Source organism: Gemella sp. zg-1178, assembly GCF_018790995.1.
Taxonomy (GTDB): domain Bacteria; phylum Bacillota; class Bacilli; order Staphylococcales; family Gemellaceae; genus Gemelliphila.
Map to the genome: position 1 here is coordinate 1 of NZ_JAHKEI010000001.1, position 12,636 is coordinate 12,636.

The window sequence follows — 12,636 nt, forward strand, 5'->3', positions numbered from 1 at the left end:
ACAAGCTCTATAGGAATAGGTCTATTTATGTTAGTAGGAACAATACTACTAGCAAGAAGACAACAAAAATAAAAAAATAAAAAGAACTAGATTGATTTCTAGTTCTTTTTCTATAAAAAAATACAAAAAACAAAATATTTTCAAGTAAAAGAAGATCTTTAAAACAATAAACTTTATTGACTTAGGACATAGAGATTTAATATTATAGAATTAGTAAATAGAAAAAACATGTTAAGCCTGGCAGCAGAAGATATGAAACAATGCTTTACTATGAAAGAAGCTACTTATACTTGCAAAAAAGCCTTGTCTATGTATTAAAATGCTACTAATATACCATTGAGAACAAATATAAATAATAGAAAATATGAAGGTCAAACTCTTTATATGCCAGGTTTGGCTAGCGGTGAAATAGAAAGTCAAGTAGGTAAATTTGAAATAGCAGCCTCTGACAAATTTTTAAAGGAAGCTATAGGTGCCGTAAATTCAGAAAAAGTAGTTATAAAATTTACTGGAGAGCTTGGAGAATTAATTAATAAAAAAATTTCAGGAAGAAAATCACAAAATGAAATTACACTTTTTAAAACAGTAGGCAGTGCAGTATTAGATTTAGTTGTGGCAGAACTTATTTTACAAAAAGCAAAAAATTTGAAGGTAGGTATGCAAGTAGAAATTTAATTTATTATTCTTGAATTAAAATAATAATTATGATATTATAGTAAAGTATTTTAAGAATATAAAATGCGATGAGCCGATAAGTAGGAGTTTTGCGTACCTAGGATACAGAAAAGAAATTGGTGGTTGAGAGATTTCTCCTAAGCAAACTTTGAAGTAGACGGTGAGCATCTTAGATGAAATTTGCAGTAGTCTTGGACGTGTTAGAGCGATAATCTAATAGAGAGCTAACTTATGCGTTAGAAAAAAGGTGGTACCACGGAGTAATTCGTCCTTTTGGATAATTTGCTAGGTTACCAAAAAAAAGATAATATATAAAACTTAGTGAACAGTAGTTTACTAAGTTTTTTTATTTATAAAATATTTAGGAAAGGGGAAATGTATTTTTATGAATGAAATTTTTGATGATGTAGAAAAAATTAAATCATTCAATAAGGAAAAATTTTTAAATAAAAAAAATAAAATGAATGGATTAGATTTGTTAGAATTAGTAGAAGATGAAACTTTAAAAATAATTTTTTTTGACCCTCAGTACAGGGGTATTTTAGATAAAATGTCTTATGGAAATGAAGGTGTTAGTAGAGGGAAAGTTCGTTCTGAATTACCTCAGATGACTGATGATATAATTGAAAAATTTATAATAAATATAGATAGAGTCTTACTACCTAACGGTTATTTATTTTTATGGGTTGATAAATTTCATTTAGTCGAAGGAATAAAAAAATGGTTTTTAAATGTTAAGAAATTACATACAGTAGATATGATAACTTGGGATAAGAAAAAAATAGGTATGGGATATCGCTCAAGAAGAAGAAGTGAATATTTAATTGTTATCCAAAAAGAACCTAAAAAAGCTAAATCAACTTGGAAATTACATAATATACCAGATGTATGGGAAGAAAAAATAATAAAAAGTCATGCTCACTCTAAACCAATAGAATTACAAAAAAATTTAATACTTGCAACAACGGAAGAAAATGATATTGTAGGAGATTTTGCAGCTGGTGGATATTCTGTTTTTACTGCTTGTAAGGATACTAATAGAAATTTTTTAGGTTGTGATATAATTTATGGAGATGAAACAAATGAAAATTAGAAATGCAAAAGGACGAACAGACGGTAATTCGGGTTATACTAGAACTTTGGGAAATGAAGAATTAGGAAAATTAATATCAAAAGTACAGGCGACAGTTATCTCTAATGGAACGGAATTAGAAAGAATGATAGTAGATAAATCTAACAAAATAGAAGATATAGATTATTTTATAGAGCAAGCGATTATTTCTAGTATAGATAATGGCGTATATTTATGTACTAAAAAAGTTTTTAAAAAATCTAAAAAATATTCAGCTCCACTTAGAGATAAAGAACCAGATTTATTGATATTTATAGTAGAAAATAATAGAATTTGTAAAGTTATAGAACTAAAAAATGGTGATGCTTTTGATACTAAAAAATCTAGGGCAGAAAAAGAAAATTTAGAAGAATTTTCAATGAAGTTTGGAGCAAAAATACCTTTTGCAACAGATTATTATATATGCAGTTTTAACCAAGAAAATAAAGATGTTATAAAATCAGGATTTAAGGGAGTTTTCGATGAAGAACACATAATGACAGGTAGGGAATTATGTGAATTATTAAAAATAGATTATGAAGAAATAATAAATAAAAGAAAAAATGATATGGAAGATAATTTTGAATATTTTATAGATGAATTAATCAAAATATCCGAAGTAGTAGAAACTTTAAAAATGAAATTAAAATAAAGGAGAATTATTATGTCAGAGATGTCAACAAAATATAATCCCCAAGAAATAGAAAAAAATCGTTATTCTTGGTGGCTAGAAAAAGAAGTTTTTAAGGCTGATAATAAAAGTAAAAAAAATCCATACACAATAGTTATTCCACCACCCAACGTAACAGGTAAATTACATATAGGTCATGCTTGGGATACGACTTTGCAAGATATGCTAACTCGTTACAAAAGATTAAAAGGTTTTGATGTTTTGTACTTGCCGGGTATGGACCATGCAGGAATTTCTACACAAGCAAAGGTTGAGGAAAAATTAAGAAAATCAGGAATTTTGCGTCATGACTTAGGACGTGAAAAATTTTTAGAAAAAGCTTGGGAGTGGAAAGAAGAATATGCCAGCTACATTCGTGAGCAGTGGACGAAATTGGGTCTTGGACTTGATTATTCTCGTGAAAGATTTACTCTTGATGAAGGTTTAAATAAGGCAGTTACAAAAATATTTGTTGACCACTACAATAGGGGAATAATATACAGGGGAGAAAGAATAATTAACTGGGACCCTGTGCAAAGAACTGCCTTGTCAAATATAGAGGTAATTTATAAGGATGTAGAAGGAGCTTTTTACCATTTAAAATATTTTCTAGCTGATGGTTCTGGAGATTATTTAGAAATAGCGACAACTCGTCCTGAGACTTTATTCGGAGATACGGCAGTAGCAGTTCACCCCAAAGATGAACGTTATCAAAAATATATAGGTAAAACAGTGTTACTACCAGTTACTAATAAAGAAATACCAGTAATAGCAGATGAATATGTAGAAATGGATTTTGGAAGTGGTGTTGTAAAAATTACGCCAGCCCACGACCCTAATGATTTTGAAGTTGGTAATCGTCATAACTTAGAGCGTATAATAGTTATGGACGAATCAGCTGTAATGAATGAACATGCAGATAAATATGCGGGCTTAGATAGATTTAGTTGCCGTAAGCAACTTATAGCTGACTTACAAGAAAGTGGAATATGTTTTAAAATTGAAAAACATATTCATTCTGTTGGACATTCAGAACGTTCTGGTGCAGTAGTTGAACCTTATCTATCAAAACAATGGTTTGTTGCCATGAAATATTTGGCAGATAAGGCTTTAGAAAATCAAAAAAATGAAAATACAAAAGTGAATTTTTATCCAAATCGTTTTGAAGGAACTTTTGCAAACTGGATGGAAAATATTCAAGACTGGTGTATATCTCGTCAACTTTGGTGGGGACACAGAATACCAGCTTGGTACCATAATGAAACTGGAGAAGTTTATGTCGGTTTAACTCCTCCAAAAGATATAGAAAATTATACACAAGATGAAGATGTTTTAGATACTTGGTTTTCATCTGCCCTTTGGCCTTTTTCAACTCTTGATTGGCCTAATGAAGAAGCTGAAGATTTTAAACGTTACTATCCAACTGATTGCTTAGTTACTGGTTATGATATTATATTCTTCTGGGTTTCTCGTATGATATTCCAAGGTTTAGATTTCACAGGGAAAAGACCTTTTAAAGATACTTTAATTCATGGTTTGGTGCGTGATGAACAAGGTCGAAAAATGTCTAAATCTTTAGGCAACGGAGTTGACCCGATGGAAGTTATCGAAAAATACGGAGCTGACAGTCTGCGTTATTTCTTAGCAACAAATTCTACACCTGGTCAAGACTTGAGATATTCAACAGAAAAAATAGAAGCTTCTTGGAACTATATCAACAAAATTTGGAATGCTTCACGTTTTGTTATTATGAATTTAGAAGATTTTAAATATGAAGATATAGATTTAAGTAGAGAAAAAACTTTAGCTGATAAATATATTTTAACTAAATTAGCACACACAATAAGTGATTACGAAAGATTATTTGAAAAATATGAATTTGGAGAAGCATCACGTATCTTGTATAATTTCATCTGGGAAGAATTTTGTTCTTGGTATATAGAAATTGCAAAAATATCATTAAATAGTCAAGATGAAAAAGTTAAAAATACTACGAAATCTGTTTTAGTCTATGTTTTAGATGCGTCTTTAAAAATGTTGCATCCATTTATGCCATTTGTTACTGAAGAAATTTGGCAGCACATACCACATACTGGAGAAAGTATCGTAACTTCACAATTTGCAGAAGTAAAAGAAGAATTAATATTTGAAAAAGAAAAAGCAGATATGCAGTTAATTCAAGATTTAATAACAGCAGTTCGTAACATACGAAGTGAAGTTAATGCACCAATGTCAAGAGAAATACCTATTAAAATTAAATATTTGAACGAGGAAATAAAAGATATTTTACTAAGTGGTAGTGTATATTTAGAAAAATTTGCTAAACCGAGTGAATTGATTATCGAAAAAGAAATAAATATACTAGAAACAGATATTAGTAGAATACTCCCTAATTTAGAAATTTATGTTTCTCTAGCAGACTTAATAGATATTGACAAAGAAAAAGAACGTTTAGAAAAAGAACTAGAAAAATTACAAAAAGAATTAGATTTAGTAAATAAAAAATTATCTAATGAAAAATTTGTTTCATCTGCACCAGAAGCTGTGGTGAATAAAGAAAAAGAAAAACAAATTATGTATCAAGAACAGTTTAACACTGTGAAAGAAAGAATACTTAGTTTAAATAATTTATAATAAGAATATTTGGCGTGGATAAAAAATTCACGCTAAATATTTTTTGTTTTTTTATCAGCTTGATTTCTAAAAATAAATTTTTTTAATTTTACTTAATAAAGCTCGAATATTTTTATTTAAAGTATATTTATAATTGATTAGATAAAATAACTTAGAAAGTAAAAATTAATTTTTAAATTTTGCTTAGCTATTTTTAGTAAACAAGTAAGGTTGCTTTTGAATTTTAAATATTATATAATAAGTTAATATTTTAATTTTTAAAGACAGTAAAATTCTTTGGAGAGGTGTAACAAATTAATGGAAGAAACATTATTTAGATTATTAACAGAACATGTTTATTTAATATTATTTGTTTCATTAATATTAGAATTTGTTGCTCTGCCTATACCAGGAGAAACAATGATGGTTCTAGCTGGAGTTATGGGTTATTACGGACACGCAAATTATTTATTTATGATAATTTCTGGCTCCTTGGGAACTATTATAGGTATGCAGTTATCTTATGAAATAGGAAGAAGATTAGGTACAAAGGCTATTGACAAGTACGGTTCTTATATCGGTTTAACCAAGTCAAGAATGACAGAAGCCAATAAATTTTTTAATAAGTATGGAAATATTGTAATAATTATTGCTTATTATCTGCCAGGAGTTAGACATATACTGGGTTATTTTTCTGGTATTTCAAGAATTGATGCTAAAAAATTTCATATTTATTCAACTTTTGGTGGTATTCTCTGGGTATTTACTTTTATAACTATGGGTTATATATTGGGTCCAAGTTGGAAGCATGTATTCTTTTTATTGCATAGATACGGTATAATATTAGTTCTTTTAGTAGCAACAGGTTTATTAATATATATTTTGTACAAGAAACTAGGTAAAAAAGAATTTTTCTTAGAATTAAAAGCTAAATTAAAATTTATAATTACATTTTTATTGCTAATTATTATTGTAAATATTTTAATATTAATAAATTATAGAAATATTAGAATGCTTGATGAATCTTTAATAATTTCATCTGCAATAATTTTTGTCTTAACTCTATTTATATTTATTAAATACAATATTAAAAATAAAACAAGTGAAAAATTATTGGTAGTTGTTGATTACCAAAAAGATTTTGTCGACGGTAGTTTAGGATTTTCAGAAGCTGAAAAAATAGAAGCAGTAATAGAAAATAAAATAAAAGATTATTTAGAAAAAAATCAAGATATAATATTTACATTAGACACTCATAAAGAAGATTATTTTGAGACTAGAGAAGGAAAACATATTCCTGTTGAGCATTGTAAAAAAGATACAGAGGGTCATCAGGTACATGGTCATATAAATCAATATTTAAATCAAGCAAAAAGAATTTTTGAAAAAGAAAGTTTTGGGAGTATAGACTTGGCTAAGTATATTTCTAAAAGTCAATATAAGGAAGTAGAATTTTGCGGCTTAGTTTCTAATATTTGTGTTTTAAGCAATATAGTTTTAACGCAAAGCTACCATAAAGATATAGAAATAAGGGTTGATTTAGAAGCAACTGCAAGTAACAAAGAGCTTGTAAATAAGACGCTAAAAGAGTATTTGCAGGCACTCGGTGTAAAAATATTATAAACTATTGACAAGATAAAACAAAAAATATATAATATATATGTTCTAAGACATGGCGGCTGTGGCGAAGTGGTTAACGCATCGGATTGTGGTTCCGACATACGCGGGTTCGATTCCCGTCAGCCGCCCCATTTAGAATTTATATGCTGGTGGATTAGCCAAGTGGTAAGGCATGGGTCTGCAAAACCTTGATCACCGGTTCAAATCCGGTATCCACCTTATAGAAAGACACTTTTAAAGTGTCTTTTTTTATTTGTAAAATTATACGGTTAGATAAAAATAAAAATTTGCTAATACAAGTAAAATTTTATATTTTAAATTATTTTTTAAAACACTCAGTGAGAAATATTTAAAATTTAAAATCTAGTAGAAGAAGTTAAAATTAAAAATAAATTATTTTAAAATTAAATTTTATCCAAATAATTTTATTAAAAAAATTTATTCTAAATAAAAATTTTTAAACTTTATAAATATTTTGAATTATAGTTTTGTATATGGTTGTTTTTGAAATTTATATTTGATATAATTTAAGAGTATTTATCAATGATAAATACATATTTATAATTTAGGAGGACAATTTATGTCATCTATATGGCAAGAAATTTTATTTACTTTCTTTGGAGGTTTAGGTCTATTTTTATTCAGCATTAAATATATGGGGGATGGACTTCAATTAGTTGCTGGAGACAAGATACGTAATGTCTTAGACAGATACACATCCACACCATTTAGAGGAGTTTTAGCAGGTATTTTTGTAACAATATTAATTCAATCAAGTTCTGGAACAACGGTAATTACGGTAAGTTTGGTTTCAGCAGGGCTTCTTAAATTAAAACAGGCTATTGGTATTGTTATGGGGGCTAATATTGGGACAACAGTAACTTCATTTATTATTGGTTTTAATATTTCTAAATATTCATTACCAATTATTTTTTTAGGAGCAGCCCTTTTATTTTTCACACGAAATAAAATGATTAATAGTTTTGGTCGTATTTTATTTGGTTTTGGTGGGATTTTTTATGCTTTGAAATTGATGTCTAGTGCAATGAAGCCAATGAAAGAAATGTCATGGTTTATAGATGTTTTTAACTGGATTGGTGATAGTGCATTTTATGGAGTATTAGTAGGTACTATATTAACTATTATTATTCAATCATCATCAACGACAATAGCTATATTACAAAATTTATATGCTGATAACTCTATACCATTAGACGCGGCTTTACCTGTTTTGTTTGGAGATAATATTGGTACTACAATTACAGCAGTTCTTGCAGTCATTGGTTCTAATTTAGCAGCAAAGAGTGTTGCGGCATCTCATGTACTATTTAATGTTATTGGGACTATTATTTGTCTTGTTTTATTAGCTCCATATACAGCTTTTATTAATTATGTACAAAACGCTTTAGGTCTAAATCCTAAATTATCAATAGCTTTTGCTCATGGTACCTTTAACATATTTAATACAATTTTACAATTTCCTTTCATTTGGTTATTAGCTACTACGGTAACTAAACTTATACCTGGTGAAGATGAAGTTATAAAATATAAACCTCTACTTCTTGAAAAAACTTTAATAACAAGTGCACCTACAGTAGCATTAGGGCAAGTAAAAAAAGAGTTTGTTGATATGTTATTACTATCAAGAAAAAGTTTAGAAAATTCGGTTAAATATTTCTTTAGTAGAGATGCAAAACTTAATGAGAAAGGTAATACTTATGAAGAAGCTATTAATTCTATTGATGAGGAAATGACAAATTATTTAACTCTATTATTCAGGGAAAAATTAAGTCCAAAAGAAGGTACAGAAGCCTCTAATTTACTAGATAGTACACGTGACATAGAAAGAATAGGAGACCATGCCAAAGATATAGTTGAATCTGTAAATTATCAAATCAGAAAAAATATAAATTTTTCAGATACTGCAAAAAAAGAAGTTCAAGAAATGTATGAACAATCAGTAAGAATGCTTGAACTTACTGTAAAAAGTTTGGAAGAAAATAATAATATAGTAGCAAGTGAGGCTTTAGCAATTTGTGATAAGGTTTATTCATTAGAAAAATCTGCCCGTAAGGGACATACTAACCGTATGAAAGCAGGAGAATGTGATATTCCAGCTGGGGTAGTTTATATTGATTTAATTACACACTTTACTAGAGTTTGTGAACATTTAAGAAATATATTAGAGAAAAAACTAACAGGTTCAATTTAAAAATGAAAAATTATAAATATTATTTTATAGTATTAATATTATTAATTTTATTTTTAATATTAGTTTATAGAATGTATAAAATTCAAATGATATAAAATTAAACAAGTAGACTTTTATAAAGTTTACTTGTTTTTATATTTCTAGTCATTTACATTTATATATGTTATAATAAGTGGAATATCTTTTGGGAGAAAAGTAATGCTAAAATTTGAAGATGTATCTTTTACATATCCAAATACAAATATAGAAGTATTAAAAAATATTTCTTTTGAAATTTCTAAGGGTGAGTGGGTAAGTATATTAGGAAATAACGGGAGTGGCAAATCTACGATAGCTAAGTTAATAACAGCTCAGTACGAAAAAAATAGTGGGCAAATTTGTTTGGATAATAAAATTTATAGTAGAGAAAATTTAGAATATATAAGAAATAATATCGCTATAGTTTTTCAAAATCCTGATAATCAATTTGTGGGAGCAACAGTTGAAGAAGATATAGCATTTGGTTTGGAAAATAGAAATATTGACAGTAAGCTTATGGATAAGATTATTTCTGAAGTATTAGATGTAGTAGATATGAAGGATTTTAGAAAAAAAGAACCCAAAGATTTATCTGGTGGACAAAAACAACGTGTTGCCATAGCCTCAGCCTTAGCATTAAAACCTAAAATATTGATTTTAGATGAAGCGAGTAGTATGTTAGACCCAGAGGCTAGAGAAAAAATATTAAAATATCTAAAAAAAATAAATGTAAACCACAATATAACGATAATATCTATAAGCCACGATGTAGAAGAATTAGTATATAGTGATAGTGTTATATTAATGAATAATGGGGCGTTAATTCAGAAAACTAATGCAGCAGAAATATTTAAAAATATTAATTTACTAAAAAAATATTCTTTAAAAATTCCTTTTTTATACAGATTAAAGCAAGATTTAAGTAAGTATATTAATAATAATATTTTTGATGTGAATGATAATATGGAGGTGACTATAAGTAAATTATGCAAATTGAATTTAACAAGGTAAATTTTACTTATAATGCAAAAACTCCTTATGAAAATAAAGTTTTAAAAAATATAAATTTAAAAATAAAAGATAATAGTTTTACAGCAATAGTAGGAAAAACTGGTAGTGGCAAATCAACTTTAATTGAACATATTAATGGGCTTGTTTTGGCAGATAGTGGTTTTGTAAAAATAGGTGATTTAATATTAGAAAAAAATAAAAAAGGAAAAGCTAGAAAATTGTTAGAAAATAATCTAGTTGATATTAGAAAAAATATTGCGGTACTTTTTCAATTTTCAGAACAACAACTTTTTGAAACAAGTGTTTTAAAAGATATTATATATGGTTCGATAAATTACGGTTTATCAGAAAAGGAAGCTATTGCAAAAGCAAAAGATTTAATAAAATTAGTAGGTTTAGATGAAACTTATCTGGAGAGGTCGCCTTTTGAATTATCTGGAGGAGAAATGAGGAAGGTGGCTTTATGTGGAGTTTTAGCTCTTAATCCAAAAGTTTTAGTCTTAGATGAACCGACTATTGGTTTAGACTTTAAAAGTAAAAGTGAGTTCATGGAATTAATAGCAGATATTTACAAAAAAGAAAAGATAACTATTATTTTAGTAACTCATAATATGGAGTACGTTTTAGAATATGCCAATCATATAGTGATAATGGAAAGTGGAAAAATTGTAGAAGATATTGATGATAAAGAATATTTTATAAAGATAATAGAAAATAATAAATATAGTTTACAAGCTCCCGAGATGATAAAATTTCAAAAAAAAATTATGGATAGGGGACTAAAACTTTCTAAGATACACTATAATTATGAAGATTTAATTCAAGACTTGTACAGCAGGGTGGGTTCTTATAATGAGTAATTATTTTACTAATAAATATATTCCTATGAATACAATAATTCATAATTTAGACCCGAGAGTAAAATTATTTTTTTCGATTGTTTATTTAATAAATATTTTTTTAGCTAGTAGCATTATAGAATTTTCAATATTATTTTTTATTTTATTACTTGTTAAATATTATTCAAAAATTAAGTTTGTATATCTATTAGCAAGTTTTAAATTAGTTCTAATCTTGATAATATTTACATCACTTATTCATTTAGTATTTAATAGCCAAGGGAATATACTTATTTCTATATTGGGTTTTAATATTTACACAGGAGCAGTAATAAGTATAATACTAATAAGTGTAAGATTTTTTTTAGTTGTTGCTTGGATGGTAATTTTTACGATAACTTGCTCATCAAATGAAATAACACATGGCATAGAAAAAAGTTTAAACTTTTTGAATAAAGTAGGATTGCCCATTTCATCTTTTGCCCTTCTAATTTCAATATGTTTAAGATTTATTCCAACTATTTCTGAAGAAACAAATCGCATAATTAATGCCCAAGTATCAAGAGGGGCTAATATTAATGCTAAGGGTATGATAAATAAAATAAAAAACTTTATTCCTATCCTAGTTCCTATTTTCGTAGCTACTTTAAAAAGAGCAGATGAACTTGCAACAGCTATGGAAGTAAGAGGATATGATCCGAATAAAAAAAGAAGTAAATATAAGCAACTCAAATATAAAAAATATGATATTTTAGCCTATATAATAATATTTTTAATAACTATTACTATATATATAATATAGAATTTATTATGGAGAATTTTATGAAAACTGAGATAATAGATTTAAGAAATAATAGTGATGAAGAGATATTTAAAAAATTACAAGAATACTATTTAGATAATAAATTGATAGCTATACCGACAGAAACCGTATATGGTCTTAGTGCTGATGCAAGCAGTGAAGATGCAGTAAAAAAAATTTATTTGGCCAAGGGCAGACCTAGTGATAATCCCTTGATAGTACATTTTTATAAGATATCTCAAGTAAGTCCTATAGTTGAAATTGATAACGCCTATGTAAAAAAATTAATTGATAATTTTTGGCCTGGTCCCATGACTTTGATACTAGCCTTAAAAAATAAAAACTTAATATCTAAAAGCGTCAGAGCAGGTTTAGATACTCTAGCTATAAGAATGCCAAATGATAATATTGCTAGAAAAATATTAAAACATACAAAATTATTACTCGCCGCACCTAGTGCTAATATAAGTGGCAAACCATCTCCAACAAAATTTGAACACGTCTATAATGATTTGAATAATAAGATTGATGTAATCATTAAGGGAAATGACTCTCATATAGGACTAGAAAGTACAGTTATAGACTGTACAAAATTTCCCTTTGTAGTAGCAAGACCTGGCAGTATAACTTTAAAAGATATAGAAAAACTTTTAGGTGAAGGTAATATAGTTTATAATAAGGAAAATAATATGGAAAAACCTGCATCACCAGGAATGAAATATCGTCATTATTCTACTAATGGAGATTTAATTATAGTAGATGAAAAGTTAGAAAATATTTTAGAAAAACTTAGATTAAAAAATAATAAGTTTGCACTAATAACTTATAAGAAATATAAAAATTTATTAAAAGATACACCTTTTAAGGTCAAATATCTTGCAGAAGATGAAGAAAATATTGAAGAAGCCAATAAAAATTTGTATAATATCTTAAGAGAATGTGATATTGAAAATATTGAAGAAATTTATATTTTAAAATTAAAAGAAACTGATAAAAATAAGGCTTTATTGAATAGAATAAATAAAGCCAGTAGTAAAAAATAAAGAATAGAGGTTAATAATAAAT

10 protein-coding genes, 2 tRNA genes and 1 other annotated feature are annotated in these 12,636 nt (G+C 27.3%); all 12 genes read left to right on the plus strand.

Annotated features, from left to right (window positions below; genetic code table 11):
- The first annotated feature begins 336 nt into the window (after window positions 1-336).
- The 12 genes from KMP12_RS00005 (at window position 337) to KMP12_RS00060 (ending at window position 12,614) form a co-directional block, all read left to right on the plus strand.
- The gene (locus KMP12_RS00005; RefSeq protein ID WP_252344636.1) at window positions 337-675 is read left to right on the plus strand and encodes a hypothetical protein; all 339 of its coding nucleotides are present in this window, start codon (window positions 337-339) and stop codon (window positions 673-675) included.
- A gap of 59 nt (window positions 676-734) precedes the next feature.
- Window positions 735-951: a binding site (T-box leader), on the plus strand.
- 109 nt (window positions 952-1,060) lie between these two features.
- Window positions 1,061-1,768, plus strand: coding sequence for a DNA methyltransferase (locus tag KMP12_RS00010; RefSeq protein ID WP_215755692.1), 708 nt, complete (start codon window positions 1,061-1,063; stop codon window positions 1,766-1,768).
- On the plus strand, window positions 1,758-2,438 hold the full coding sequence (locus KMP12_RS00015; protein WP_215755693.1) for a hypothetical protein: 681 nt from the start codon (window positions 1,758-1,760) through the stop codon (window positions 2,436-2,438). The genes KMP12_RS00010 and KMP12_RS00015 overlap by 11 nt, the downstream gene beginning before the upstream one ends.
- Before the next feature lie 12 nt (window positions 2,439-2,450).
- Window positions 2,451-5,090: a valine--tRNA ligase gene (locus KMP12_RS00020; RefSeq protein ID WP_215755694.1), complete on the plus strand. Its 2,640-nt coding sequence runs from the start codon at window positions 2,451-2,453 to the stop codon at window positions 5,088-5,090.
- 297 nt (window positions 5,091-5,387) lie between these two features.
- Complete coding sequence (locus tag KMP12_RS00025; protein WP_215755695.1) at window positions 5,388-6,692, plus strand: isochorismatase family protein; 1,305 nt, start codon at window positions 5,388-5,390, stop codon at window positions 6,690-6,692.
- Between the two features lie 52 nt (window positions 6,693-6,744).
- Window positions 6,745-6,820 (plus strand) — tRNA-His (locus tag KMP12_RS00030).
- A 17-nt stretch (window positions 6,821-6,837) separates the two neighbouring features.
- Window positions 6,838-6,908: transfer RNA gene (locus KMP12_RS00035), tRNA-Cys, on the plus strand.
- Window positions 6,909-7,269: 361 nt separating this feature from the next.
- Window positions 7,270-8,901 carry a Na/Pi cotransporter family protein gene (locus KMP12_RS00040; RefSeq protein ID WP_215755696.1) on the plus strand — a complete coding sequence of 544 codons (1,632 nt, stop codon included), beginning with the start codon at window positions 7,270-7,272 and terminating at the stop codon, window positions 8,899-8,901.
- 198 nt (window positions 8,902-9,099) lie between these two features.
- Complete coding sequence (locus tag KMP12_RS00045) at window positions 9,100-9,930, plus strand: energy-coupling factor transporter ATPase (protein WP_215755697.1); 831 nt, start codon at window positions 9,100-9,102, stop codon at window positions 9,928-9,930.
- Window positions 9,906-10,790, plus strand: coding sequence for an ATP-binding cassette domain-containing protein (locus tag KMP12_RS00050; protein WP_215755698.1), 885 nt, complete (start codon window positions 9,906-9,908; stop codon window positions 10,788-10,790). Before KMP12_RS00045 ends, KMP12_RS00050 begins: the two co-directional genes overlap by 25 nt.
- Entirely contained in the window at window positions 10,783-11,571 is a 789-nt protein-coding gene (locus tag KMP12_RS00055) for an energy-coupling factor transporter transmembrane component T family protein (RefSeq protein WP_215755699.1), read from the plus strand. The genes KMP12_RS00050 and KMP12_RS00055 overlap by 8 nt, the downstream gene beginning before the upstream one ends.
- 20 nt (window positions 11,572-11,591) lie before the next feature.
- The gene (locus tag KMP12_RS00060) at window positions 11,592-12,614 is read left to right on the plus strand and encodes an L-threonylcarbamoyladenylate synthase (protein WP_215755700.1); all 1,023 of its coding nucleotides are present in this window, start codon (window positions 11,592-11,594) and stop codon (window positions 12,612-12,614) included.
- The last annotated feature ends 22 nt before the right edge of the window (window positions 12,615-12,636 follow it).

What these genes read in the sequence shown, in the direction of transcription:
- KMP12_RS00015 (WP_215755693.1), top strand. Translation starts at nt 1,758, where the DNA reads ATGAAAATTAGAAATGCAAAAGGACGAACAGACGGTAATTCGGGTTAT.
- KMP12_RS00040 (WP_215755696.1), top strand. Translation starts at nt 7,270, where the DNA reads ATGTCATCTATATGGCAAGAAATTTTATTTACTTTCTTTGGAGGTTTA.
- KMP12_RS00055 (WP_215755699.1), top strand. Translation starts at nt 10,783, where the DNA reads ATGAGTAATTATTTTACTAATAAATATATTCCTATGAATACAATAATT.
- KMP12_RS00045 (WP_215755697.1), top strand. Translation starts at nt 9,100, where the DNA reads ATGCTAAAATTTGAAGATGTATCTTTTACATATCCAAATACAAATATA.
- KMP12_RS00010 (WP_215755692.1), top strand. Translation starts at nt 1,061, where the DNA reads ATGAATGAAATTTTTGATGATGTAGAAAAAATTAAATCATTCAATAAG.
- KMP12_RS00060 (WP_215755700.1), top strand. Translation starts at nt 11,592, where the DNA reads ATGAAAACTGAGATAATAGATTTAAGAAATAATAGTGATGAAGAGATA.
- KMP12_RS00050 (WP_215755698.1), top strand. Translation starts at nt 9,906, where the DNA reads ATGCAAATTGAATTTAACAAGGTAAATTTTACTTATAATGCAAAAACT.
- KMP12_RS00025 (WP_215755695.1), top strand. Translation starts at nt 5,388, where the DNA reads ATGGAAGAAACATTATTTAGATTATTAACAGAACATGTTTATTTAATA.
- KMP12_RS00020 (WP_215755694.1), top strand. Translation starts at nt 2,451, where the DNA reads ATGTCAGAGATGTCAACAAAATATAATCCCCAAGAAATAGAAAAAAAT.